The organism is Bradyrhizobium sp. Ghvi (genome assembly GCF_900115265.1).
In the GTDB taxonomy this organism is placed as follows: Bacteria; Pseudomonadota; Alphaproteobacteria; order Rhizobiales; family Xanthobacteraceae; genus Bradyrhizobium.
In genome coordinates this window covers 362982-388030 of the sequence record NZ_FOVU01000003.1, presented here as the reverse complement: position 1 = coordinate 388030, position 25049 = coordinate 362982, and the positions used below count along the sequence as shown (strand labels likewise).

28 protein-coding genes and 2 tRNA genes are annotated in these 25049 nt (G+C 64.7%); 19 read left to right on the top strand and 11 right to left on the bottom strand.

The annotated features are described in order from the left end of the window. The first annotated feature begins 11 nt into the window (after positions 1-11). Genes BM374_RS13050 through BM374_RS13040 form a run of 3 tightly spaced genes read left to right on the top strand, consistent with a single transcriptional unit; the run spans position 12 to position 2393 of the window. The gene (locus BM374_RS13050) at positions 12-1163 is read left to right on the top strand and encodes an alpha-D-ribose 1-methylphosphonate 5-triphosphate diphosphatase (RefSeq protein ID WP_092292620.1); all 1152 of its coding nucleotides are present in this window, start codon (positions 12-14) and stop codon (positions 1161-1163) included. Next, complete coding sequence (gene phnN, locus BM374_RS13045; RefSeq protein WP_092292618.1) at positions 1160-1756, top strand: phosphonate metabolism protein/1,5-bisphosphokinase (PRPP-forming) PhnN; 597 nt, start codon at positions 1160-1162, stop codon at positions 1754-1756. Before BM374_RS13050 ends, phnN begins: the two co-directional genes overlap by 4 nt. Positions 1757-1781: 25 nt before the next feature. Next, a complete protein-coding gene (locus tag BM374_RS13040) occupies positions 1782-2393 on the top strand; it encodes a pyridoxamine 5'-phosphate oxidase family protein (RefSeq protein ID WP_092292616.1) in 612 nt (203 codons plus the stop codon). Between the two features lie 237 nt (positions 2394-2630). Here the strand turns inward: BM374_RS13040 and BM374_RS13035 are convergent, their stop codons facing one another. The 5 genes from BM374_RS13035 to BM374_RS13015 form a co-directional block, all read right to left on the bottom strand. Beyond that, complete coding sequence (locus tag BM374_RS13035) at positions 2631-3362, bottom strand: SDR family NAD(P)-dependent oxidoreductase (protein WP_092292615.1); 732 nt, start codon at positions 3360-3362, stop codon at positions 2631-2633. An 81-nt stretch (positions 3363-3443) separates the two neighbouring features. Continuing rightward, on the bottom strand, positions 3444-3947 hold the full coding sequence (locus tag BM374_RS13030) for a DUF6496 domain-containing protein (protein ID WP_092292613.1): 504 nt from the start codon (positions 3945-3947) through the stop codon (positions 3444-3446). A gap of 69 nt (positions 3948-4016) precedes the next feature. Next, on the bottom strand, positions 4017-4799 hold the full coding sequence (locus tag BM374_RS13025) for an alpha/beta fold hydrolase (RefSeq protein ID WP_092292611.1): 783 nt from the start codon (positions 4797-4799) through the stop codon (positions 4017-4019). Between the two features lie 4 nt (positions 4800-4803). Beyond that, positions 4804-6099: an O-acetylhomoserine aminocarboxypropyltransferase gene (locus tag BM374_RS13020; protein WP_092292609.1), complete on the bottom strand. Its 1296-nt coding sequence runs from the start codon at positions 6097-6099 to the stop codon at positions 4804-4806. 185 nt (positions 6100-6284) lie between these two features. Continuing rightward, complete coding sequence (locus tag BM374_RS13015; protein WP_092292607.1) at positions 6285-7292, bottom strand: LLM class flavin-dependent oxidoreductase; 1008 nt, start codon at positions 7290-7292, stop codon at positions 6285-6287. Between the two features lie 140 nt (positions 7293-7432). Between BM374_RS13015 and BM374_RS13010 the strand changes: the two genes are divergently transcribed. After that, positions 7433-7921: a Crp/Fnr family transcriptional regulator gene (locus BM374_RS13010; RefSeq protein ID WP_092292605.1), complete on the top strand. Its 489-nt coding sequence runs from the start codon at positions 7433-7435 to the stop codon at positions 7919-7921. After that, a complete protein-coding gene (locus BM374_RS13005) occupies positions 7918-8589 on the top strand; it encodes an HAD family hydrolase (RefSeq protein ID WP_092292603.1) in 672 nt (223 codons plus the stop codon). The genes BM374_RS13010 and BM374_RS13005 overlap by 4 nt, the downstream gene beginning before the upstream one ends. A 999-nt stretch (positions 8590-9588) precedes the next feature. Here BM374_RS13005 and BM374_RS12990 read toward each other — a convergent pair. Continuing rightward, positions 9589-9663, bottom strand: a tRNA-Thr gene (locus BM374_RS12990). A gap of 315 nt (positions 9664-9978) precedes the next feature. Here BM374_RS12990 and BM374_RS12985 point away from each other — a divergent pair. The 5 genes from BM374_RS12985 to BM374_RS12965 all read left to right on the top strand — a co-directional run bounded on the left by BM374_RS12985 (position 9979) and on the right by BM374_RS12965 (position 13896). Beyond that, complete coding sequence (locus tag BM374_RS12985) at positions 9979-10167, top strand: hypothetical protein (protein WP_092292601.1); 189 nt, start codon at positions 9979-9981, stop codon at positions 10165-10167. Positions 10168-10193: 26 nt separating this feature from the next. After that, on the top strand, positions 10194-11900 hold the full coding sequence (locus BM374_RS12980) for an FAD-dependent oxidoreductase (protein WP_092292599.1): 1707 nt from the start codon (positions 10194-10196) through the stop codon (positions 11898-11900). A 121-nt stretch (positions 11901-12021) separates the two neighbouring features. Beyond that, the gene (locus tag BM374_RS12975; protein ID WP_092292597.1) at positions 12022-12330 is read left to right on the top strand and encodes an EthD family reductase; all 309 of its coding nucleotides are present in this window, start codon (positions 12022-12024) and stop codon (positions 12328-12330) included. Positions 12331-12536: 206 nt separating this feature from the next. Beyond that, a complete protein-coding gene (locus BM374_RS12970; RefSeq protein ID WP_092292595.1) occupies positions 12537-13046 on the top strand; it encodes a hypothetical protein in 510 nt (169 codons plus the stop codon). A gap of 25 nt (positions 13047-13071) precedes the next feature. Next, the gene (locus BM374_RS12965; RefSeq protein ID WP_092292593.1) at positions 13072-13896 is read left to right on the top strand and encodes an alpha/beta fold hydrolase; all 825 of its coding nucleotides are present in this window, start codon (positions 13072-13074) and stop codon (positions 13894-13896) included. A 9-nt stretch (positions 13897-13905) separates the two neighbouring features. Here BM374_RS12965 and BM374_RS12960 read toward each other — a convergent pair whose 3' ends face one another. Continuing rightward, positions 13906-14547, bottom strand: a complete 642-nt coding sequence (locus tag BM374_RS12960) for a TetR/AcrR family transcriptional regulator (protein ID WP_092292591.1) — start codon at positions 14545-14547, stop codon at positions 13906-13908. Between the two features lie 83 nt (positions 14548-14630). On the opposite strand from BM374_RS12960, the gene BM374_RS12955 reads away from it, so the two are divergent. From BM374_RS12955 to BM374_RS12915, 9 genes are all read left to right on the top strand, one after another. Continuing rightward, the gene (locus tag BM374_RS12955) at positions 14631-15569 is read left to right on the top strand and encodes an SDR family oxidoreductase (protein ID WP_092292590.1); all 939 of its coding nucleotides are present in this window, start codon (positions 14631-14633) and stop codon (positions 15567-15569) included. Between the two features lie 26 nt (positions 15570-15595). Continuing rightward, complete coding sequence (locus BM374_RS12950; protein ID WP_177248261.1) at positions 15596-16255, top strand: NAD-dependent epimerase/dehydratase family protein; 660 nt, start codon at positions 15596-15598, stop codon at positions 16253-16255. 89 nt (positions 16256-16344) lie between these two features. Further along, complete coding sequence (locus BM374_RS12945; RefSeq protein ID WP_177248319.1) at positions 16345-16794, top strand: DUF2948 family protein; 450 nt, start codon at positions 16345-16347, stop codon at positions 16792-16794. Positions 16795-16953: 159 nt separating this feature from the next. Next, positions 16954-18249, top strand: coding sequence for a histidinol dehydrogenase (gene hisD / locus BM374_RS12940; protein ID WP_092292586.1), 1296 nt, complete (start codon positions 16954-16956; stop codon positions 18247-18249). Then, entirely contained in the window at positions 18246-18743 is a 498-nt protein-coding gene (locus BM374_RS12935; protein ID WP_092292584.1) for a UPF0262 family protein, read from the top strand. The genes hisD and BM374_RS12935 overlap by 4 nt, the downstream gene beginning before the upstream one ends. Before the next feature lie 6 nt (positions 18744-18749). Then, a complete protein-coding gene (locus BM374_RS12930; protein ID WP_092292582.1) occupies positions 18750-19217 on the top strand; it encodes an arsenate-mycothiol transferase ArsC in 468 nt (155 codons plus the stop codon). 157 nt (positions 19218-19374) lie between these two features. Then, positions 19375-20004 (top strand): Maf-like protein, encoded by a 630-nt coding sequence (locus BM374_RS12925; RefSeq protein ID WP_092292580.1) that lies wholly within the window; start codon positions 19375-19377, stop codon positions 20002-20004. Positions 20005-20139: 135 nt separating this feature from the next. Further along, a complete protein-coding gene (gene yacG, locus BM374_RS12920) occupies positions 20140-20322 on the top strand; it encodes a DNA gyrase inhibitor YacG (protein WP_092292578.1) in 183 nt (60 codons plus the stop codon). Between the two features lie 186 nt (positions 20323-20508). Then, a tRNA-Phe gene (locus BM374_RS12915) sits at positions 20509-20584 on the top strand. Positions 20585-20767: 183 nt separating this feature from the next. Here BM374_RS12915 and eutC read toward each other — a convergent pair. Genes eutC through BM374_RS12895 form a run of 4 tightly spaced genes read right to left on the bottom strand, consistent with a single transcriptional unit; the run spans position 20768 to position 24900 of the window. Then, entirely contained in the window at positions 20768-21565 is a 798-nt protein-coding gene (eutC, locus tag BM374_RS12910) for an ethanolamine ammonia-lyase subunit EutC (protein WP_210188576.1), read from the bottom strand. After that, positions 21565-22962, bottom strand: coding sequence for an ethanolamine ammonia-lyase subunit EutB (locus tag BM374_RS12905; protein ID WP_092292576.1), 1398 nt, complete (start codon positions 22960-22962; stop codon positions 21565-21567). Before BM374_RS12905 ends, eutC begins: the two co-directional genes overlap by 1 nt. Before the next feature lie 6 nt (positions 22963-22968). After that, positions 22969-23799, bottom strand: coding sequence for an ABC transporter permease (locus BM374_RS12900; protein ID WP_092292574.1), 831 nt, complete (start codon positions 23797-23799; stop codon positions 22969-22971). A gap of 6 nt (positions 23800-23805) precedes the next feature. After that, positions 23806-24900: an ABC transporter permease gene (locus BM374_RS12895; RefSeq protein ID WP_244552581.1), complete on the bottom strand. Its 1095-nt coding sequence runs from the start codon at positions 24898-24900 to the stop codon at positions 23806-23808. Between the last annotated feature and the right edge of the window lie 149 nt (positions 24901-25049).

Sequence of the window (25049 nt, the reverse complement as noted above, 5' to 3'; positions counted from 1 at the left end):
GAACTGGGGACATGAAGCCGAAAGACACAGTGATCGCCAACGCCAGGATCGTGCTGGCTGACCGGGTGATCGAGCAGGGCTGGCTTGCTCTTGCCGCTGGACGCATCGCCGAGATCGGCGAGGGCAGGGCACCCGGTGGGGCGGAGGAGGCCGGCGGCGATCTCATCATGCCCGGCCTGATCGAGCTCCACACTGATCATCTCGAAGCGCACTACGTGCCGCGCCCAAAAGTGTTCTGGAATCCCGTCGCCGCCGTCGTTTCCTATGATGGCCAGCTCGCGACTTCAGGCATCACCACCGTGTTCGATTCGCTCCGGGTCTGGCGCGAGGACGGCGCCGAGGAGGTCGACGGCCGCGCCGGCGTGCTCGCCGCCGCGATCACGACCGCGCGCGACTCGAATCTGCTGCGCGCCGACCACTTCCTGCATCTGCGCTGCGAAATCCCGATGCCGAGCGTGGTCGAGGAGGCCAAGGAGCTGATCGACCGGCCCGACGTCAAGCTGATGTCATTGATGGATCACACGCCCGGCCAACGTCAGTTCCGCGACGAGGTCAAACTGCGCGACTACTACCGCGGCAAGGGCGGCGGCAAGACCGACGCCGAGCTCGACGAGCTGTTTGCAAAGCGCTTCGAGTACCAGAAGAAATATGCTGCGACCAATATGCGCGAGATCGTGGCCCTGGCGCACGAATACCGGATTCCGCTGGCGAGCCATGACGACACCACCGAGGAGAACGTCGCGGATGCCGTGCGTGACGGCGTCGCGGTGGCGGAATTCCCGACTACCCTGGAGGCCGCGCGCGGCTTGCACCAGGCGGGTATCGACATCCTGATGGGCGCGCCTAACGTCGTGCGCGGAGGCTCGCATTCCGGCAACATCGCTGCCGTTGATCTCGCGCGCGAAGGCCTGCTCGATATCCTGTCGTCGGACTACATCCCGTCCAGCCTCTTGATGGGCGCACTGCAATTGCCCGAGCATGCGCCCTCGATCAGCCTGCCGGCTGCCGTCCGCACCGTCACCAAGGCGCCGGCCGATGCGGTCGGCCTCACCGACCGCGGCGAGATCGCCATCGGCAAGCGGGCCGATCTGATCCGCGTGCACATTGCCGGCAGCGTTCCCGTGGTCCGCAGCGTCTGGCGCGAAGGCGGCCGTGTCGCATGAGCGAGACGGAGACCATGGCACAGGACAGGGCGGGCGCGATCGGTCCCGGCCGGCTCGTGCTCGTGGTCGGTCCGAGCGGCGCTGGCAAGGACACGCTGTTGCGGCTCGCGCAGGCGGCCTGCGCCGATGATCGGAACGTCGTCTTCCCGCGTCGCGTCGTGACGCGTGCCTCTTCGGCCGACGAGGACAATATTGCGGTGAGCCCGGACGATTTCGCCCGCGCGCGCGGGCATGGCGATTTCGCGGTGCATTGGGACGCGCATGGGCATTCCTATGCCCTGCCAGTGGAGATCAACGACGACATCCGTGCGGGACGCACCGTTGTCGTCAACGTCTCGCGCACGGTCATCGGCGCGCTGCGCCGGGCCTATGCCAACGTGGTCGTAGTCGCGATCACGGCGCCGCCGGACGTGCTGGCGCAGCGTCTTGCTGCCCGAGCTCGGCACAGTGACGGCGATCTTGCGGAACGGCTCTCGCGCAGCGTCGATGATTCGTCGGCCAATGCCGATGTCACCATCCTCAACGCCGGCAGCGCGGACTATCATGGCCGCCAGCTCGTGCGCGTGATCAGGAATGAAGGCTGGCAAGACTAGTTGCCGGCACAAGAAGGAGAGCGGAATGACGGTGATCGAAACGGTCGAACAGTTAGAAGCCATCTATGGCGCCACAAACGACGCCTCGACCGTGAAAGTCGCCGACCATATCACCCCGCTCTACCGCATCTTCATCGAGAAGGCGCCGTTCGCGGCCCTCGCCACCATCGGCCCCGAGGGCGTCGACTGCTCGCCGCGCGGCGATCTCCCCGGCTTCGTCCGCATCCACGATCCCAAGACGCTGATGCTGCCGGATCGCCGCGGCAACAACCGGATCGATTCACTGCGCAATATCGTGCGTGATCCCAGGGTGTCGCTGATGTTCCTGATTCCCGGCTCCGGCAATGCGGTCCGTGCCAACGGCCGCGCGCATCTCTCGGTCGAGCCCGAGCTGCTGGCCTCGTTCGAGGTCCAGGGCAAGGCGCCGCGCAGCGTCATGGTGATGAGTGTGGACGAGATCTACTTCCAATGTGCCCGCGCCATCGTCCGCGCCGACCTCTGGAATCCCGACAAGCGCGTCGACCCGAATGCGCTGCCGACGCCAGGCCAGATCCTCGCCGAGATGAGTGAGAACAGGGTCGGCGGCGCCACGTATGATCGCGACTGGCCAGAGCGGGCGGCCGCGACGATGTGGTAGTCGTTCTCACCCTTTCCCCTTGTGGAAGAGGGTGGCTCGCCGCGTCAGCGGCGAGAGGGGTGAGGGGTATCTCTCCGCAAACGCACACTTCGAGTTCACGGACAGATACCCCTCATCCGGCGCCATAGCCGAAGCTTCGCTTCGACGTTCTTAAGAACGGCGGCCGAAGGCCGCCTATGCCACCTTCTCCCACAAGGGGAGAAGGAACATCGCGGGTGCCGCGAGCACTACGTCCCCTCAGTTAAACGCCATCCCGCCGCTCAACGCGATCGTCTGCCCCGTCATATAGGCGTTGTCGACCAGCAGCATCACCGCTTTCGCCACCTCGTCCGCGGTGCCGAACCGGCCGAGCGGGATGCGGCTGACGAGTTGCGGCTGGTTGCTCATCATGTCGGTCTCGATCAGTGACGGCGCCACGGCGTTGACGGTGATGCCTTCCTTCACCAGGCGTGCCGCATAGCCGCGGGTGAGCCCTTCCATGCCGGCCTTGGACGCATTGTAGTGCGGGCCGATCGAGCCGGCGCCGCGCGCAGCACCCGAGGAGATGTTGACAATGCGGCCCCACTTCTTCGTGCGCATCGACGGCAGCACCGCCTGCGTGCACAGAAAGGCGGATTTCAGATTGACCAGGATGGTGCGATCGAAATCCTCATCGGTGAGATCGTCGACGCCGCGGGTGATGGCGATGCCGGCATTGTTGACGAGAATGTCGATCGGGCCGAGCCCGGCTGTGACGCGCTCGACCATGCCGGTCACGGCGCCCTGCTGAGAGACGTCGGCTGCGGCGACGATGGCGCGTCCGCCCTGCCGGCCGATCTCGCCCGCGAGCTTCTCGGCTTGGTCGATTCTTTCGCGGCAGTTGATCGCGACGGCCACGCCGGCCCCAGCCAGCGCACGGCAGACGGCCGCGCCTATCCCGCGCGAACCGCCAGTGACGAGCGCGACGCGTCCCTTGAGAGTCTCTGACATGAAAGCTCCGATCGATCCAATCAAGACCGGATCGTCAGCCGGCGGCCGCTCGCGTTCAATTCACAAGGCCGCTACACGCCATCAACTTCGCCGACGCGCCCTGGTGCGTGCCGCCTTCTTCGCGGCGGCGGAGCGGGCCTTGGCGCCCTTGGTGCGGCTCGCTTTCCGCGCGGCGGCCGAGCGGGAGGCTGCGCTGCGGCGGGTTGCGGCGCTCTTGGCTTGCTTCGACAGCGCCTTGCGCGATGCCGTCGAGCGCGGCTCCTTCTTCAGGACATTCTCGACAGCGCGTGACACCTTCGGCCGCCGCTTTGGCGTGCGTTTGCCCTGGCCGGCCTCATAGGCGTACTTGGCGCTGCGGCGCGTCGATTTCTTGGTGCGCCCTTTGCGCGGCGGCGGCAGATCGACGCCGGCGCGGCGCGCCTCGGAAAGGCCGATGGCAATCGCCTGCTTGGTCGAGCGCGCGCCGTGCCTGCCTTTCCTGATCTTGTCGATCTGGTCCTTGACGAATTCGCCGGCCTGCGTGCTGGCCGATTTGCCGGCGCGCTTGTCCTGCCTGGCTTTGCGAATGACTTCTTGTCTTGGCATGGGTCGAGTTCCCTCTGAGAGTTCACAGGGATGTCTGACCGCAACGCATGACGCGGACGATTGATCCGCTCAGTTCCTCAAGGCCGCCAGCAGTTCATCCGGACGCTCGGCCATGATCATGTGGCCCGCGCCCGGCACCACGATCGTCTTCGCTTGAGGGATCGCCGCCGCAAGCGCTTTGCCGGCCTTCGGCGGCGTCATCATGTCCCGCTCGCCGAGGATGAGGGTAACAGGCACTTTCACGCTCGCTGCTGCCTGGAGCGCGTTCGCATAGGCATTGCAGGCCGACAAATCCCGGAACAGCACGCCAGGTTCGCAGTGCTTCAACACCGCCTGCGCGCCGCCATGCATCCACAGGCCCGGCGCGAGGCTGCCGCCGAGCTCGGCCCTGAAGCCGAGGCCCCAGATCGAGACCATGTCGTTCGCATCCTGCGAGTTGGCTTCTGCCGCTTTGAGCAAATCCGGGCCCACCGTCATGGTCGCGGCCGTGCCGATCAGGCTGAGCGCGGAAACCTTCTCGGGGTGCCGCGCAGCGGTCTCCAGCGAGATCAGCGATCCCATGGAATGACCGATCAGGTGAGCCTTCGTGGCTCCTGCCGCATCGAGCAGCGCCGCTGTCCAGTCTGCCATGTCGGCGATGCTTCCCAGTGACGGCCCGGCCGAGCGGCCGTGACCGGGCAGGTCGGGCGCCAGTACGCCAAAGCCGTGATGGGCGAACCAGCGCGTATGCAGCGCCCAGGTGGAATGGTCAAAGCCCGCGCCGTGGATGAAGACGACCGCGGGCAGGGACTTGTCGAACTCGCGGCCGCCGGTTGCGACGAACACCTCAGTGCCGTTGACGGTGAGCTGCATCGTGTCAAACCTTCTGCGAGATGCGCAGCGCCTGCGCGAGATCGTCGATGATGTCGGAAGCAGTTTCGATGCCGACCGACAGCCGCACCAGCTCCTCACCGATGCCCGCGGCCTTGAGCTGCTCGGCATCCATCTGCTGATGCGTGGTGGAGGCCGGGTGGATCACCAATGTCTTGGCGTCGCCGACATTGGCGAGATGGCTGATCATGCGAAGCGACTCGATGAACTTTCGACCCGCGGGCCGGCCGCCCTTGATGCCGAACGAGACGATCGAGCCGGCGCCGCGCGGCAGCAGCGTCTTGGCCAGCTGATAGTCGGGATGGTTCTCCAGGGAGGGATGCAGCACCCAGTCGACAGCCTTGTTGGACTTCAGGGCTTCCAGCACCAGATGCGTGTTCTGCATGTGCCTGTCCATGCGAACCCCGAGCGTCTCGACGCCCTGCAACAGCTGGAACGCGTTGGTCGGCGACAGGCAGGCGCCGAAATCGCGCAGCCCCTCGGTGCGCGCGCGCATGATGAAGGCGGCCGTGCCGAACTGCTCGTCGAAAACGATGCCGTGATAGCCGCCATAGGGCTCGGTCAGCACGCCGAACTTGTCCGATGCGCGCCAGTCGAAGCGGCCGCCATCGACGATGGCGCCGCCAATGGCGATGCCGTGGCCGCCGATCCATTTGGTGGCCGAATGCATCACGATGTCGGCGCCAAGCGCGATCGGCCGGCTGAGATAGGGCGTCGCAAAAGTGTTGTCGATCAGCAGTGGAATCTTTGCCTCGTGCGCGATCGCCGCAACTTTTGGAATGTCGAGCACCTCCAGTCCGGGATTGCCGATGGTCTCGCCGATTACGAGCTTCGTGTTGGGCTTGATCGCGGTACGGAACGCATTGAGATCGCGCGGCTTCACGAACGTCGTGGTGATGCCGAAGCGCGGCAGCGTGTGCGCGAGCAGATTGATGGTGCCGCCATAGAGCGAGCTCGACGCCACGATGTGGTCGCCGGCGTTGAGCAGCGTCGCGATGGCGAGGTGCAGCGCCGCCATTCCGCTCGCGGTGCAGATCGCGCCGACGCCGCCTTCGAGCGCCGCAAGCCGCTCCTCCAGCACGCCGGTGGTCGGATTGGAAATCCGCGTGTAGATGTGGCCGGCGCGCTCCAGGTTGAACAGCGCGGCGGCGTGGTCGGAATCCTGGAACACGTAGGACGTGGTCTGGTAGATCGGCACCGCGCGGGCACCGGTCGCGGGATCCGGATGCTGGCCCGCATGCAGGCTCAGGGTTTCGAAGGCAGGCGGTTTTGGCGCGGGCATGCGTGGCCTCAAAGGTCGGTCGGCGATGGCGGACCTTGTGCCACAAAAACGCGCGTCACGTCAGCCCATTGAATTCCAGCAAAAGATCGTCATGCCCGGGCTTGTCCCGGGCATCCACGTTCTTCGTTCACCCTCCCTTCAGCCCTGAGGGGGCGTACTTTCATCGCGGCAACAATCGTGCCCGCTCACACCACCGGGTGTTTCGCCAGCCTGCCCCTTACCTCCGCCGCGATCTCGAACGAGCGCAGCCGCGCGGCGTGGTCGTAGATCAGGGCCGTGGTCATCAGCTCGTCCGCGGCGGTGTCGGCGATCAGCGCCTTCAGTTTCGCTTCGACCGCATCAGGCGAGCCGACCGCGGAGCAGGCGAGCGACTGGACGATGCCCGCCTTCTCGGCCGGCGACCACAGCGCGTCCATGTCGTCGATCGGCGGCGGCAAAGGTCCGGGCGTGCCGCGGCGCAAATTGATGAACTGCTGCTGCAGCGAGGTGAACAGGCGCTGCGCCTCGGCATCGCTGTCGGCGGCGAACACATTGACGGCGACGATCGCGTAGGGCTTGTCGAGCTGCGCCGAGGGCTCAAACCGTGCGCGATATTCGCGCAGCGCCGGCATCAGCATTTGCGGCGCGAAATGCGAGGCGAAGGCGAACGGCAGCCCCAGCATGGCCGCAAGCTGCGCGCCGAACATGCTGGAGCCGAGGATCCATAGCGGCACCTTCGTGCCCATGCCGGGCACGGCGCGGATCGTCTGGTTCGGTTCGACATCGCCGAGCAACGCCTGCAGCTCCAGCACGTCGTGCGGAAAGTTTTCGGCGGCGGTCGCAAGGTCGCGCCGCATCGCCTGTGCGGTGAGCTGATCGGTGCCCGGCGCGCGGCCGAGCCCGAGATCGATCCGCCCCGGGTAGAGCGATTCCAGCGTGCCGAACTGCTCGGCGATCACCAGCGGCGAATGGTTCGGGAGCATCACGCCGCCCGAGCCGACGCGGATCGTCTTCGTGCCCGCAGCGATATGGGCGATCACCACCGAGGTCGCTGCGCTCGCGATGCCCGTCATGTTGTGATGCTCGGCGAGCCAGAACCGCTTGAAGCCCCACCTTTCGGCATGCTGGGCGAGGTCGAGCGAATTACGAAACGCCTGCGCGGCGTCGGAGCCCTGCCGGATAGGCGCGAGGTCGAGCACGGAGAAGGGGATCATGGGGCGGGTTACCAGTGAGGGGCTGCGCGTCTTGAGAGATCACATGTAGGGTTGGCGCGTCGGATGGGTAGAGCCCGCGCGAGGCTCGCCCATACCGCGTCCTGCTTGTCGCAAATGGTCGCGGAGCGTATCCTCTCGCGATGACCGCCAGTTCCCCCGATCTGAAGGCCTTCCTGCTCGCGACGCCGTTCTTCGGCGGTCTATCGGATGCAAGTCTCGACCTCCTGATCTCGATGCTGGTCGAACGCCACTTCGAGGCCGGCGCGACAATTGTCGCCGAAGGCGAGCCGGGACGCTCGATGTTCATCGTCAAGTCCGGCCGCCTGGCAGTAAGCAAGCAGGCGAATGCGGGCGGCGTCATCCCGCTGTCCGCACTGGAGCCTGGCGACTTCTTCGGCGAGATGACGCTGATCGAAATGCAAAACCGCTCCGCCACGGTGGTCGCGGAAAGCGAGACCGTGCTGTACGAACTGACCGCCCAGAAGCTCTACGCCTGCTACAAGGCCGACATCCACGCCTATGTGATCGTGCTGCAGAACATCAACCGCGAGCTGTGCCGGCGGCTGCGCCGGGCGGATGAGCGCGTTGCGGGGCATCGGGCCGGCGACGAGGAAATCTCTGCGAGATGAATGCGCGCGTAACTCCCGAACTCATCATCTTCGATTCCGACGGCGTTCTGGTCGATAGCGAGGTCATCGCACTGACCGTTTTTGCCCGCATCGCAGCCGAGGAAGGCGTGGCGATCAGCGTGGAGGACGCCGTGCGGTGCTTCCGCGGGGTCAAGATGGCCGATTGCGTGCGCGAGATCGAGCGCCGGCTGGGGCGCGGCGTCCGGGAAAGCTTCATCGCCGACGTGCGACAGGCAACCGCGCTGGCGTTTGATGCCGAACTGAGGCCTGTCGATGGAATTCATGCCGCGCTGGCTGAAATCAATATTCCCGTCTGCGTGGCGTCGAACGGGCCGATGTCGAAGCTCACGCAAGCGCTGGGGTTGACGAAGCTGCTTGGCCACTTCGAGGGCCGCATTTTCAGCGCCTACGAGGTCGGTTCGTGGAAGCCGGATCCCGGCCTGTTCCTGCATGCCGCGCGAACGATGGGCGCGCAGCCGCCGGCTTGCGTCGTCGTCGAGGACTCCATGTCCGGAGCCCGCGGGGCCAAGGCCGCGGGAATGAAGGTCCTCGGCTTTGCCGGAGGTCATCCCGAGGCCGAGCAGGAGTTGGCGGCGATCTGTGACGGCGTCTTTCATCGCATGAGCGACCTGCCGGCGTTGCTGGCATCTCCCGCGGTGAGGGCGTAGGCCGCTCTTCGAGCTCGAAGCGCGGATGGAGCGAAGCGCAATCCGGGGCATGTGTCCGCAGTTGGTGCCCGGATTACGCTTGCGCTCCACCCGGGCTACGAAAGTTCGTTGCCGATGCGGCTACAGCAGCGCCAATGAGTACAGCGAATTTCGATGAAGGCCGAAGGCGACCAGGCCGGAGAGAAGCAACGCAGTCCCAGTCACGATCAGGCAAAACGCAAACACTATTAAAGCCCCTGGTACGTCTTGAATGACCAGGAAAATAATAGATAAAATTTTACCGACAATCGAAACGAAGAATTAACCTTACTTGTGCGGTCGCAGGAGAGTCCGACCCGTCGGGCAAAACACCCGTCTCCCGCCAAACCCCGTCAACCTCTTCTCGCAAAAATATTCCGCTTTACCGAAATTCGGTTTTGCGACATTCTCTCGCCATCCCGGCCCGTTGGAGAGGGGCGATCGTACGTCGTCACGAACGTGGGCTGGGGAAGCGGTGGACGCGGCAGCGCCGGCGCGGATGTGAGGGCAGGGCGGGCAGAGGATTGAGCCGAACCCCGTGAGCCCGGCACAAGCCGTGTCGTACGAACGGCGCCTGAACCCGGCGAAGCCCTCTTGGGCGAAGTCGGGCTGCGTACGGCAAAACCGTGTGGTCCTGGCCGTCGTCGCTACGGTCAAGCCTTTGCGGAGGCGGCACTGGCGTCAACCGGCGCGGTGCCGGTGAATTCCGTGAGGTGAGGGAGGCCAGAAGGAATTCGGCTCCCGGGAGAGCACGGCATAAGCCGTCCAACCATCGCGCAGGGAAGGCCGAGTGTTCGGCGTCACCTGTATGCTGCTGTGCGGTTTCCTTGCGCTACATTTTCGCGCAGCGGACCGCGGGTGCCCGTCGGCACCCGGTCTTCCCTGCGCCCTCTTCAAAGGAGGAGGGCAACAGAGACGAGCAAAACTCGGGCGTTCGGGGCCGCGAGAATGCCAATCCGTGCTTGTTCTGGGAAGAATGGATGGTGCTGCCAGACAGGATTGAACTGTCGACCTCTCCATTACCAATGGAGTGCTCTACCACTGAGCTACGGCAGCATGTGCTGGGATAGAATCGGCCGCCCGAGGGGCCTACCAAGCGGGCCGATATCTGCCACAGGCCTCCCCGCTGTGCAAGCTTGCAAGATCAGCCAAAACGAGAAAATCGGAGCGATATCGGAGGTATTACGGCTGTTTTGGCCCGAAATGACCGACCCTCCGTCGATTTTGGTTCCGCTTCCCCCACCATCTGGCCAGTTGGCCCCTGGAGCGGATTCGACCCATTTTGGATTTCCGCACGTCGGGACCATCCGGGCCTCTTGAGCTGCCGCATTCTCTGGGCATGTTAGCAGCCAAGAGCTGGATGGACCTGTGATGGCTGACGAGACCGACAAGAGCGCGAGACAGGCGAAGTCATCACGCGACGACCGCCTGAAATCGGCGCTGCGGGAGAACCTGAAGCGGCGCAAGGCGCAGGCGCGCGAACGCGCCGCAAGCGGCGACCCCTCGCAAGCCGGTGATGATTCCCTAAATGAGGGGACCGCCGGCGAGGCTGGTGACTAGAAATTTTGGAGTGCAAGAACGTGGCCATGGGGCAGAATGACCAGGACCGAACCGATCGCGACGCGATGATGTCGCGTTTCACCCGCCCCGAGCAGACGTTTCCCGCGCTGACCTTGGCCGAGATCGAGCGCACCAGGAATTTCGGCGAGCTCCGCACGTATAAGGACGGCGAGCTGCTGTTCGAGACCGGCAAGCCGGGGCCGGGCATGTTCGTCGTGCTGAAAGGCCATGTCGCCATCACCCAGCGCGACGGGCTCGGCAACGTCACCCCGCTGATCGAGCAGGGCCCGGGGCAATTTCTGGCCGAACTTGGCCAGCTCTCCGGCCGGCCGGCGCTGGTCGACGGCCGCGCCGAAGGCGATGTCGAGACGCTGCTGTTGCCGCCCGAGCGCCTGCGCGCGCTGCTGGTTGCGGAAGCCGAACTCGGCGAGCGCATCATGCGCGCGCTGATCCTGCGCCGGGTCAATCTGCTCCAGGCCGGCGTCGGCGGCACGGTACTGATCGGTCCCTCGCATTCGGCCGGCGTGGTCCGCCTGCAGGGCTTTCTCACCCGCAACGGCCAGCCGCATCATCTGCTCGATCCCGACCGTGACCGCGATGCCGCTGAGGTGATCGCGCGCTATTCGCCTAAGCCCGAAGATTGGCCGCTGGTCGTCACATCAGACGGCGCGGTGCTGCGCAACCCCGGTGAGACCGAGCTTGCGCGCGCGATCGGTATGATCGGCGGCCCGCGCAACGACCGCATCTACGACGTTGCGATCGTCGGCTGCGGCCCGGCCGGGCTCGCCACCGCGGTGTATGCGGCGTCCGAAGGGCTGTCGGTTGCCGTGCTCGACACCAGAGCCTTCGGCGGCCAGGCGGGCGCCAGCGCGCGCATCGAAAACTATCTGGGATTTCCAACAGGCATTTCCGGACTGGCGCTGACCGCGCGCGCCTTCAACCAGGCGCAGAAGTTCGGCGCCGACATCATGATTCCCGTCACCGTGAAGTCGCTCGACTGCACGCGCACGGACGGCGCGTTTACCGTCGCGCTCGACGGCAGCGATTCCCTGCGCTCGCGCGCGGTCGTGGTCGCGAGCGGTGCGCGCTATCGCCGGCCCGAGATCGCCAATCTCGACACATTCGAGGGCCGCGGCGTCTGGTACTGGGCCTCCCCGATCGAGGCCAAGCTGTGCGCCGGCGAAGAGGTGGCGCTGGTCGGCGCCGGCAATTCGGCGGGGCAGGCGGCCGTGTTCCTGTCGGGGCACGCCAAGAAGGTCCTGATGATCATCCGCGGCGGCGGCCTTGGCGCCAGCATGTCGCGCTATCTCATCGAGCGCATCGAAGCGACCCCGAACATCGAGCTGCTGTTCAACACCGAGGTCACGGCGCTGGAGGGCGACGAAGCCGCGCTGCTGCGACGGATCCGCTGGAAGAGCCGGCTGTCCGATGACGAGGATTCTGCCGACATCAAGAACCTGTTCCTGTTCGTCGGCGCCGATCCCGCCACCTCCTGGCTCGACGGTTGCGGCGTGACGCTCGACCGCGGCGGCTTCGTCGTCACGGGCGCGCAATCCGAGCAGAACCAGGGCCGGCTGGTCGCGCCGCTCGAGACCTCCGTCCCCGGCGTCTACGCCGTCGGCGACGTGCGCTCCGGCTCGGTCAAGCGCGTCGGCGGCGCCATCGGCGAAGGCGCGCAGGTCGTGGCCTCGCTGCACGGCTATCTCGGCGACGCCGCAAAACCGGCGCTTTAATCAAGCAGAAGACAAGCGGACGGCAAGTCGAATGTGACTTGCCATCTCGCCGTGTCCCACGGACTATCGCCACGTCGCGAGATCAATCGCGCGAAGACAAAGACTCAACTGGGAGGACTAAATGGCCGAACTCGTCGTGCTCTACAAAACGCCCAAAGACGCTGCCGCCTTCGACAAGCACTATGCCGAAACTCACATTCCGCTCGCCAAGAAGCTTCCTGGCTTGAAGAAATACGCCGTCAGCACCGGTGCGGTCGGCTCGCCCGCTGGACCGTCAGGCATTCACCTCGTCGCCATTCTCACGTTCGATAGCGTGGGCGACATCCAGAAGGCATTCGGCAGCGAAGCCGGCAAGGCGGCCGCAAGCGACGTGCCGAAATTCGCCAGCGGCGGTGCCGATCTGCTGATCTTCGACACCAAGGAAGTGTGAAGGATCGATTCAACTTTCATCGAAAGCTCGGTCGTCCAAAACTGCCGTCGTTTGCGACAGCGGTGCAAAAAATTCAGCCATGCGTTTTTCGACTCGCACGAACACGCATGGCTGCGCGCGCATGTGTGATGCTAGTGCAGGTGGTAATCCGGTGAGGGGAGTATTATCAATCTCCCGATCTCAATGCAGAGAGTAGGAGAGATGCCATGGTCCTCGGCTTGAGCCTTCCCGCCTTCACATTGGTCCACGTCATCATCAGCCTGATCGGTATCGTCGCCGGTCTGATCGTGATGTTTGGCCTGCTCAGCTCGAAGCCGATGCCGGGTCTGACCGCGATCTTCCTGCTGTTCACGATCCTCACCAATGCCACCGGCTTCCTGTTTCCGTTCAAGGAGCTGCTGCCCTCGTACGTCATCGCCGCCATCTCGCTGGTGCTGCTCGCGATCGCGTGCATCGCGCTCTACGGCATGAAACTTTCGGGCCTATGGCGGCCGGTCTATATCGTGACCGCGATGATCTCGCTCTACTTCAACGTCTTCGTGCTGATCATCCAGTCGTTCCTGAAAGTGCCGGCGCTGGCCGCACTTGCCCCGGCCGTGCCGCCGGCGCCGCCGTCGGGCCCTGTGTTCGCCGTCGTGCAGGTCCTCGTGCTGGTGTTCTTCGTGCTGCTGACCATCGGCGCTTGGCGCCGCTACAAGCCGATGGCGTTGGCCTGATCGTTTCTGACTGAAGGAGTACCCAATGCCGACCATCACCACCAAAGACGGCGTCGAGATCTTCTACAAGGACTGGGGCTCGGGCCAGCCGATCGTGTTCAGCCACGGCTGGCCGCTGTCATCAGACGACTGGGACGCGCAGATGATGTTCTTCGTCACCCGCGGCTATCGCGTCATCGCCCACGACCGCCGCGGCCATGGCCGTTCGGCGCAGGTCGCCGACGGTCACGACATGGATCACTATGCCGACGATCTCGCCGCCCTGACCGCGCATCTCGACCTCAAGAACGCCCTGCATGTTGGCCATTCCACCGGCGGCGGCGAGGTGGTGCACTACATCGCGCGCCACGGCGAGTCTCGCGTGGCGAAGGCCGCGATCATCTCGGCGGTGCCGCCGCTGATGATGAAGACGGACGCCAATCCCGGCGGTCTGCCGAAGAGCGTGTTCGACGGCTTCCAGACCGCGCTCGCCGCCGGCCGCTCGGCGTTCTATCGCGACATCGCCGCCGGTCCGTTCTATGGTTACAACCGCCCCGGCGCAAAGCCGTCGGAAGCGGTGATCCAGAACTGGTGGCGTCAGGGAATGATGGGCGGCGCGAAGGCGCATTACGACGGCATCGTGGCGTTCTCGCAGACCGATTTCACGGAGGATCTCAAGAAGATCAATGTGCCGGTGCTCGTGATGCATGGCGATGACGACCAGATCGTGCCTTACGCCGATTCTGCGCCGCTGTCGGCCAAGCTGCTCAAGCACGGTACGCTGAAGACCTACAAGGGCTTTCCCCACGGCATGCCGACCACGGAAGCCGAGACGATCAACGCGGATCTGCTGGCGTTCTTCAAGGGCTGAGGCGCGGCCTCACGCCAGGATCGCCCTGATCGCATCGAAGGTTCGCTTGACGAATGCCTCCGGCTTGTCCCGTGAGCCTTCGCTGAGCCAGCTCTCGCCGCCGACGCGCATCGCGCCGGTGGCGATCATGGCGACAAGCCGGGCCTTCAGCCGGTCCGACTTGCGGCCCGAGCGTTGCGCGAGCCCGTCCGCCAGCGCACGCTCGAGCTTTTCGTATTTGAGCTGGTCGCGGGCCTGCAGTGCGGGATTGTCACGCTTCAGCCGCGACATCGCCGCAGTCTCGGTCGGGTCGATCCGTTTGAGCGCGGCTGCGATCGCGTTCTCCGCCGCAGTCAGCATGGATTCCTCCGCGGGCCGTGCCAGGATCTCAGTCACGAGGGCCGTTGCGGCATCCTCCTGCCAGGCGGCCACGACGTCCTCTTTCGAGGCGAAATAATGAAAGAAGCTCCGTCGCGACATGTCGGCTGCATCAGCGATGTCGTCGATGGTGGTGGTTTCGAAGCCGTGCTCCAGGAACAGCGCCATCGCCGCTCGCTTCAGCCGCTCGCGGGTCGCCTGCTGCTTGCGCTGGCGCAGACCGGCGGAAGCCGGAAGTTTCTCTCCAGGGATCAAGGGCTTGGGACGTTTCCCGCTCGGCTTCGACGCCTTCAAATTATTTCACCTCTTGCAAAGTTGCACCAAGTGCACATTTAGACCTGTCGCGGGCGGCATTCCAGCCCCGAACGGAGATTGGCATGACCGACTGGACCACGGCAGACATCCCTTCGCTCAGCGGCAAGACCGCCGTCGTCACCGGGGGCACCGGCGGCCTCGGCTATGAGACGGCATTGGCGCTGGCAGGCGCCGGAGCCATCGTCATACTCACCGGACGCAACGACGCAAAGGGCCTGCGGGCGATCGAGGGCATTTGCGCGCAGTTTCCCAACGCTCTGATCGCCTATGAGCATCTCGACCTCGCCAGTCTGTCCTCGGTCGCCGATTTCGCCCGGCGTTTCGCGGCCAGCAACGACCAGCTCGATCTCCTCGTCAACAATGCCGGCGTGATGGCGCTGCCCAAGCGGCAGCAGACCGAGGATGGTTTCGAGATGCAATTCGGCACCAACTATCTCGGCCAATACGCGCTCACGGCGCGCCTGTTGCCGCGCCTTCGCCGCGCCAAGGCACCTCGGGTCGTCAATCTGTCGAGCCTTGCGCATCGCTCCGGCGCCATCAATTTCGACGATCTGCAGAGCGAGCGGTCCTATCGTCCGTTGCGCGCTTACTCCCAGTCCAAGCTCGCCGTCCTGATGTTTTCGCTCGAATTGCAGAGGCGGAGCGATGCGGCCGGTTGGGGGTTGCGGAGCATCGCCGCGCATCCCGGCTTTGCGCGAACCGATCTGATTTCGAACGGGCCCGGCGTGAACACCTTGCAATGGCGCGTGGGGCGGTTGCTCCAGCCCTGGATCAGCCAGTCCGCGGCCGAGGGCGCTTGGCCCACGCTTTTTGCGGCGACCTCGCCGGCGGCCGAGCCCGGCGGCTATTACGGTCCGAGCGGGTTTTACGAATTGAAGGGATCGCCGGGGGTTGCGAGGATCATGCCACAGGCGAAGGATTTTGCCGCGGCAGCCATGCTCTGGGATGCTTCGGCGACGCTGACGGGTGTATCTTTCGACGAGATCGCAGCCGCCGCATGAGCCGCGACATCGATGGGAATGTCCCGATGCAGGTCATCATCTTCGGCGCAACGGGCATGGTCGGGCAGGGCGTCCTGCGCGAGTGCCTGCTCGATGACGGCGTTGATCGCGTGCTGGTCGTTGGGCGTAGCCCGACCGGCGTGCACAACGCCAAGCTGACCGAAGTCATCCATGACGATTTCACCGACTATATGGCGATCGAGGCGAAGCTGATCGGCTATGACGCCTGCTTTTTCTGTCTCGGTGTCTCGTCGATCGGCATGAGCGAAGAACGCTACCGCCGTCTCACCTATGACATTACGCTTGCGGCTGCGACGACGCTGGCGCGGCTCAATCCGCAGATGACCTTTACCTACGTCACCGGTGCCGGCACCGATTCCAGCGAGCAGGGCTCGCGGATGTGGGCCCGCGTCAAAGGCAAGACCGAGAACGATCTGCTCAAGCTGCCGTTCAAGGCCGCCTACATGTTTCGGCCCGGCGCGATCCAACCTTTGCACGGGATCAGATCAAAGACGGCCTGGGTGCAGGCGGTCTATGATGTCACAGGGCCGCTATGGTCGATGCTGCGCCGGATTTCGCCCAGGCTCGTCACCTCGACCGAGCAGATGGGCCGCGCCATGATCCATGTCGCCAGGGTCGGCTATCCCAGGCGGGTGCTGGAGATGGAGGATATCAATAGCCTCTAGTCCGTTTGCCGCGGGATCGCTAGTTTGCGCGGAAATTTCCGCAGTTCCAGGCGTTGAGCCGTATCAGCCCTAGAGGAGAAATGTCGGTGATGTCTCCCCAGCTCAAACTGATCGCGCTCGATGCCGACGATCTCGCCGTGATCTCGACCCATGTGCAGGATGCCCGCATCCAGCCCTCCGACATCATCTGGCGGCAGGGCGAGAAGCGCCTGGTGGTCGGCATGAGCCGGCTGGACTGGGAGCAGACGCTGGAGGGAGAGGCCGAACCGCGCCGGCTGGTCGCGGCGCTTCGCTTCGACCGCGTGCTCGCCTGCAAATCGCGCAACATCGACTTGGGAGCACCGGACAAGATTCTGGACCTCGTCGGCATTGAATTTCATCCACAGGGCGGCCGTGACGAGGAGCCCGGCGGCAGCGCCTTGTTGCTGTTTGCCCATGGCGGCGCCATCCGCCTCGACGTCGAATGCCTGGAATGCCAGCTGACCGATCTGGGGACGGACGAGCTGGGGACGGGAGTTGGAAGCGAGCGGGAGGGGTGAGGTGGCCGGTCTACCAGTCCCCTCGGCTCGGACCTCGTTGGAACGGTAGCTTCCAAGGGTTGGCTGCCAAGGGTTGACGCAGCTTCCCGGTCGCGCCATTGAGCAGGGGGCCGGTGAGCCAGACTGCGCCCCCCTCAACCAGCAGAAGCCAAGCCCCAAATGCCCGTTCGTCTCGACCGCAGCAGCGCCGATTTCGACCAGCGATTTCAGGCCTTTCTCGCCGCCAAGCGCGAGGTCTCGGCCGATGTCGAAGCCGCCGCGCGCGCCATCGTCGACGATGTGGCCAGGCGCGGCGATGCCGCCCTGCTCGAGGCCACCGCCAAGTTCGACCGCTTGAGGCTGGAGGCATCCGGCCTTCGCGTCTCAGCCGCCGAGATCGAAGCAGCGACAAAGGCCTGCGAGCCTGCGACGCTGGTCGCGCTGAAACTCGCACGTGACCGCATCGAGACCTACCATCGCCGCCAGCTGCCGAAGGACGAGCGCTTCACCGATCCGCTCGGCGTCGAGCTCGGCTGGCGCTACACCGCGATCGAATCCGCCGGCCTCTACGTGCCCGGGGGAACTGCGGCCTATCCGTCCTCGGTGCTGATGAATGCGGTGCCGGCCAAGGTCGCCGGTGTGTCGCGCCTCGTGATGGTGGTGCCCTCGCCCGACGGCAAGCTCAATCCGCTGGTGCTGGCGGCTGCCTCGCTTGGCGGTGTCACCGAGATCTACCGGGTCGGCGGTGCGCAGGCGGTGGCCGCGCTCGCTCACGGCACCGCGACGATCGCGCCGGTCGCCAAGATCGTAGGTCCCGGCAATGCCTATGTCGCTGCCGCCAAGCGTCTGGTGTTCGGCAAGGTCGGCATCGACATGATCGCCGGTCCCTCCGAGGTGCTCGTGATCGCCGACGACACCGGCAATGCCGACTGGATCGCCGCTGATCTGCTGGCGCAGGCCGAGCACGATGCCAGCGCGCAGTCGATCCTGATCACGGACTCGGTGCGGCTTGCAGCCGATGTCGAGAAGGCCGTCGAAGCGCAGCTGAAGACGCTCCCGCGCGCTGGCATCGCGGGCCGCTCCTGGGCCGATTTCGGCGCCATCATCATGGTCAAGAACCTCACTGAGGCCATTCCGCTCGCGGATGCCATCGCCGCCGAGCACCTTGAAATCATGACCAGCGATCCCGATGCGCTCGCCGCCAAGATCCGCAACGCCGGCGCGGTGTTTCTTGGTGCGCATACACCGGAGGCCATCGGCGATTATGTCGGCGGCTCCAATCACGTGCTGCCGACGGCGCGCTCGGCGCGATTCTCCTCAGGCCTGTCGGTGCACGACTTCATGAAGCGCACCTCGATCCTGAAATGTGGCCCGGACCAGCTGCGTGCGCTGGGGCCGGCCGCGATGACGCTCGGACAAGCGGAGGGGTTGGATGCCCATTCGCGCTCGATTGGATTGCGCCTCAATCTGTCATGACAAAGCCGCCCGAACAGGACGACTCGACCAATCGCATCGTCGCGGTCACCCTCGACGAGGACTCGATCGGCCGTTCAGGGCCCGACATCGAGCATGAGCGCGCGATCGCGATCTACGATCTGATCGAGCAGAATCTGTTCGCGCCCGAAGGCGCCGACTCGAAGGGGCCGTTCACGCTTCATATCGGCATCAGCGGCAACCGGCTGATGTTCGACATCCGTCGCGAGGACGGCACGCCCGTGGTCGCGCATCTGTTGTCGTTGACGCCGTTCCGGCGGATCGTGAAGGACTATTTCATGATCTGCGACAGTTACTACCAGGCGATCCGCACCGCGACCCCGGACAAGATCGAGGCGATCGACATGGGCCGCCGCGGCATCCATGACGAGGGATCGCGCACGCTGCAGGAGCGGCTGAAGGGCAAGGTGCGGGTCGATTTCGAGACGTCACGCCGGCTGTTCACGCTCATTACTGTTCTTCATTGGAAGGGTTAAAAGCGGATGGCTGCGCCCCCACGCGCACGCGATCCGCAATCAGTGCTGTTCGCCTGCGCGATGAACAGCGTGCGATCGCCGATGGCCGAGAGCCTGTTGCAGCACATGTTTCCGCAAGGCCTCTACGTAAGATCGGCCGGCGCCAGGAAGGGCGAGCTCGATCCGTTTGCCGTCGCCGTGATGGCCGAGCTTGGCCAGGACATCTCCGCGCACAAGCCGCAGACCTTCGAGGAGCTGGAGGACTGGGAGGGGCTGAATTTCGACCTCATCATCACGCTCTCGCCCGAGGCGCATCACAAGGCGCTGGAGCTGACCCGCACGCTCGCCGCCGACGTCGAGTACTGGCCGACGCAGGATCCCACCACCATCGAAGGCAGCCGCGACCAGAAGCTCGCCGCCTACCGGGAGGTCTGCGACCAGCTGTTGATGCGCATCCGCCGGCGGTTCGCCAAGGTCGGCGCCGCGAGCGGATAGGTCGCGGTGCCCGTAACACCCGCGTCACAGACGGAGGGCACAGGCATATCGGTGACCTTCGAATCAGCAAAGTCGGGGTTCCCGGGTTGTGAAATCAGCCCCCTTCCGATAGGTTCCGCGCGCAATTCACCCCTGCCTCATCTCTCCAAATCACCTGATGCTCGGCCGCCCCAAATTCGTTCTTGCCTCCGGTTCGCCGCGGCGCCTGTCGCTGCTCAACCAAGCGGGCATCGACCCGGATGCGCTCCGGCCGGCCGACGTCGACGAGACGCCGAGGCGGGGCGAGCTGCCGCGCGCCTGTGCCAACCGCCTGGCGCGGGCCAAGGCTGATGCGGCGCTGAAATCGGTGCAACTCGACGACGAGCTGCGCGGCGCCTTCATCCTGTCGGCCGATACCGTGGTGGCAGTCGGCCGCCGCATCCTGCCCAAGGCCAATCTCGTGGATGAGGCCGCCCAGTGTCTGCGGCTGCTGTCGGGCCGCAACCATCGTGTCTATACCGCGATCTGCCTGGTGACGCCGCGCGAGGCCTTCCGCCAGCGCCTGGTCGAGACCCGCGTCCGTTTCAAGCGCCTCTCGGAAGACGACATCCAGGCCTATATCGGTTCCGGCGAATGGCGCGGCAAAGCCGGCGGCTATGCGGTGCAGGGCATCGCCGGTTCGTTCGTGGTGAAGATGGTGGGCTCCTACACCAACGTGGTCGGCCTGCCGCTGTACGAGACCACGACGCTGCTCGGCGGCGAAGGTTTTCCGATCCGCTTCGGCTGGCTCAACGCCACTTCTGTGTAAGCACGGTCCGACGAAATCTCGAAAACAACCCCATGCACAGTAGAATCGCCCGGCGGGGCCGATGCGCCTTTGTCGCAGGAACCCGTCTGCCGAGAGGCTCTTGAACCTCGTGACCTCGTGTAGACTGCCGTCATCATGGACGACCAAGTCAAAAAGCCTACCAAGCCCCTCAAAACCTGCCCGATCTGTGGCAAGCCGCAGGTGCAGGCCACCCGCCCGTTCTGCTCCTCGCGCTGCCGCGACGTGGACCTGAACCGCTGGCTAAAGGGCTCCTACGTCATCCCCGGCCGGGACGACGAAGCGGATGATGTTGAATAACTTAATGATATCAAAAGTTTATTCGGGTTGCCGATGCGCCGCGCGTTCGCCGCGGCAGGCCTGCCCGGGCTTGTGCACAACCGGGCCGCGCGGCACGGGGTCAACGGCGAAGCGTGGGTGGACAGGCAGCTCTCGGCCCACTATAAACCGCCCGCTCGATGGGCTTTGGCCCCTCTCTTGGAGCACGCCCAGGTAGCTCAGTTGGTAGAGCATGCGACTGAAAATCGCAGTGTCGGTGGTTCGATTCCGCCCCTGGGCACCAAAACTACGCTTTTCCACGCTGCAGCTCGCTCCTCGCACGATTGCCTTCGCTAGATGACCGGCACGAAGAGCGCTCGTGGATTGTCTCACAAGAGCCGCCAAGTCTCGTAAGTTCAAATTCAGCCTTCGCAACCACGATGCTTGCGATATCGGCGCCGGCGGTCGGGTGGTCAGTCGGGTTCGCCTATTCTCGAGGCCCGATGACAGGGATTGCGTCAGCACCCCGAAAATCGTTCAGCAGGACGCCCGTCATGGCATGCTTGAACGCCAGACCGATCACGCCGACGATCTGCCTCGCCGCGTCTTCCGGTGACAGTCCTGCGGGACGAATATTGGATATGCAGTTTCGGCTCGAATCCATTGTGCCGATCTGCGGCCGCCACGTCACATAGGCACCGAGCGAGTCCGCCGCCGACAAGCCGGGCCGCTCCCCGATCAGGACGACAACCAGCTTGGCGCCAAGCAGTTCACCGATCTCGTCACCGATCGCAACGCGTCCCTGCTCGACAAGAACGAGTGGTCCGATCGAGACTGCTTGCGCTAACAGGAGCCGCCGCAGATGATCGAGCAACGGCAGAAGGTTGGTTTCGATAGCGGATGCGGAGAGGCCGTCGGCGGCGACGATCACGACATCGTTGCCGCGTTGCTGGCCGTCGATGACAAGGCGATCGGCGGGCGAGAGGCGGCGTCCCAGATCCGGGCGGCGCAGATACTCGCCCCGATCGGCAGCGGCGCTCCGGACAGCAACGACACTCCAGTCCCGCTTGCACAATGATTGCCCAATAGAATCAAAATCGAGTGCGGCGTGAACGGCGTCACGTGCGCGCGCATGATCGAGCATGAACCTGAGGCTCGTGGCGGTGAGCTGCCCGGAGCCGGCTCGCCCGAGCCCGATGCGCGCCGGCGTGAATCGTCGCAGGCGCGCGAGCTTGTCGGCTACTACGAGCTGATCGCTCTGAGCTTGCGGCTCGTCTCGCATCATCAGGCTTTCATCGTCTCGATCTGTGCAATGGCCGGGCCGATCGCTCCGGACGCCGGCTTCTCGAGCAGACGACCGTCTGCGTCGGTGAGGCCCATCCGCTGCAGCCAATCCTCGAACTCCGGAGCGCATCGCCGGCCGAGAGTCTGGCGGGCGTAGAGGACGTCGTGAAACGCCAGACTCTGATAGTTCAGCATGACGTCGTCGGCGCCGGGGACCGCGATGACGAAGGTGACGCCCGCGGCGCAGAGCAGCGTCAGCAGTCCATCCATGTCGTCCTGATCGGCCTCGGCATGATTGGTGTAGCAGACGTCACATCCCATCGGCACGCCGAGCAGCTTGCCGCAAAAATGGTCCTCGAGCCCGGCCCGCGTGATTTCCTTGCCGTTATAGAGATATTCGGGACCGATGAAGCCGACGACCGTGTTGACGAGCAGCGGCGTGAACCGCCGCGCGATCGCGTAGGCGCGCGCTTCCATCGTCTGCTGGTCAATTCCAAAATGCGCGTCGGCGGACAATGCGCTGCCTTGTCCGGTTTCAAAATACATGACGTTCCGGCCGACCGTGCCGCGCGCCAGCGAAAGCGCGGCATCATGGGCCTCCGTCAGGACCGACAGGCTGACCCCGAACCCTCGATTGGCTTTTTCCGAGCCGGCTATGGACTGAAAAACGAGATCGACCGGGGCGCCGAGATTGATGGCCTGGATCGCTGTCGTGACATGACCGAGGCAGCAGGTCTGGGTGGGGACATCGAGGCGCTCCCTGATATCGTCGAGCAGGCTGACGACGCGCATATAGTCCTGCAAGGTATCGGTCGCGGGATTGACGCCGATCACTGCATCACCGGCGCCAAACAGCAATCCGTCGAGCAGGCTGGCGGCAATTCCGCGGGAATCGTCGGTCGGATGGTTCGGTTGCAGCCGGGTGGAGAGGCGACCCGCTTGTCCGATCGTGTTGCGGAAAGCTGTGACGATGTTGCATTTGGCGGCGACCGCGATGAGGTCCTGCGCGCGCATGATCTTGGACACGGCGGCGGCCATTTCCGGGGTCAGGCCGGGGGCCAGCGCCGTCAGATGGCTTGTCATGGTCCGCGTGTCGAGTAGCCATTCGCGGAATCCGCCAACGGTCAGGTGGGACACCGGTTCGAATGCCGCCAGGTCATGACTGTCGAGGATCAGACGAGTGACCTCGTCCTCCTCATACGGCACGAGATCGACATTCAGGAAGGTCTTGAGAGGGAGATCAGCCAGCGCCATCTGGGCGGCGACACGTTCGATCGCGCTCTGCGCCGCGAGGCCGGCCAGAGCATCGCCGGAGCGGGCCGGCGATGCCTTGGCGAGCAGCGTCTTGAGGTCATGAAAGGCCCAGCGGGTGCCGTCGATCGTCGTGTGATAAGACATGAGGCCTCACTCGGCCAGGGCGCTGCCGCTTTGCCGCGACCGGCGGCCGAGCAGATTGGCCACGATCAGCAGCAGGATCGACAAACCCATCATCAATGTAGCGGCCGCCGTGATCGCCGGGCTCAATTGCTCGCGCAAGCCGGTGAACATTTCGAGTGGCAAGGTGCGCTGCTGGGCGTTGGCGAGAAACTGTACGACGACGACCTCGTCGAAGGACGTCACGAAAGCGAAGGCTGCGCCGGACAATACACCGGGTAGGATCAGCGGCAGCATGACCCGAAGGAATCCGGTCAGCGGTTTCGCTCCGAGAATCGACGTCGCCCGCATCAGGTTGCGATCGAACCCCGAGAGGCTGGCTCCGACGGTCACCACGACAAACGGGCTCGCCAGCACGGTGTGGGCGAGGATGATGCCGGCATAGGTGTTGGCGAGTCCAATGCGCGCGTAGAAGAGATAGGTGCCGACGGCCGTCACGACGACCGGGACGATCAGGGGCGAAATCAAGAGCGGCACGACGAAGCGCCGCCCCGGGAATTTCGGATCCGACAAGCCGATCGCGGTCAGCGTTCCCAAAAAGGTCGCGAGCACGGTTGCGCCTGCCCCGACCAGCAGGCTGTTGCCGATGGCGGCGCGCCAGCGCGGTGTCCCGAGCACGACTTCGTACCAGCGTATCGAAATGCCCGCGAGCGGGAAGGTGAAGAATGACCCGCTGTTGAAGGACAGCGGCACCGGCACGAAGATCGGCACAACGAGGAAGATCAGCACCAGCACGCACCAGATCCACAGCGCGGCGACGCGGATCCGTTCAGTGGTGGTCGGGTAGGGCGACAACAGCATGGCGCTTCATCCCATCTTGAAGAGGTCGAGACCGAGATAGCGTGTCATTGTCACGTACAGGCCGAGCGTGGACACGAGCAGCACGAAACTGAGCGCCGCCGCCATTTCCCAGTTCAGTTCGACGTTGACGTAGTTGGCGATGAAGTTGCTGATCAGCTGGTCGCTTGCGCCGCCGATCAGGACCGGCGTGATGTAATAGCCAAGGCACAGGATGAACGTGAGCAGGCAGCCGGCCAGAACGCCCGGCATGACCTGGGGCAGATAGACCCTGCGGAACACGGTGAAGGGCCGGGCGCCGAGCGACTGAGCTGCCCTGAGCTGCGACGTTTGCACCGCGCGCATCACGCTGTAGATCGGCAGCAGCGTGAAGGGCAGCTGGATGTGCGTCATCGCGATGATGAGGCCCGTCCGGCTGTACATCAGCTCGAGACGCTCCGACGTCACGCCGAGCCAGAGCAACAGGTCGTTGAGCAGGCCGTACTTCTGCAGGATCACGGTCCATGCCGCCGTGCGCACGAGGATCGACGTCCAAAATGGCAGCAACACCAGGACGAGTACGATGCCGGCAATCACGGGCCGCACATTGGTCATGACGTAGGCGAGTGGAAAGGCGAGCGCCAGCGTCGCCAGCGTCACCAGCGTCGCGATCAGGAAGGTCCGGCCGAAGACCCGGGTGAAGACGGCCTGATGCGCCGGTACCGCGCCGATCGTTCCCTGGTCGGTCCAGCGCAGATCGAACGCGCTGAGGAGAAAGAACGAGGTGAAGCGGTTCGTACCGGTTCGGATCGCTGACCAGCTTTGGTCTTCGCCTAGAAGCGGCGCGGCTTTGATTATCGCCTCCTTGGTGACCCCCCGGTCCTGACCGGCAAGGCGCGCCACGCGCAACACCTGGCTGCGCGCGCCGGGCAGGCGAGTGTTGAGGGTTTTGGCGAATTCATAGATTGCGCCTGCCGCCTGTGCCTCCTTCAGATCGGCCGCGAAGGCGCCGAAGACCGGTTCGCCCGGCACGCCCCTGGCGCTGTCTACCCGTAAAGCCGCGACGGTACGTGGAAGCGCATTGGCAATGGTCGGCTCGTATACGGCGCGCGACAGCAGCGCCACGATCGGCGCGCCGAAGCTGAAGGCGAGCAGGAGCAGTAGCGGCGCGGCCAATGCCAATGGTCGCAGGCTGTCGCTGCGATCCGTCGCGATAGTCCGTGTTTTGAAGCCTGATATTGCGATCGACGACATAAACATCACCTCGCGTGGTC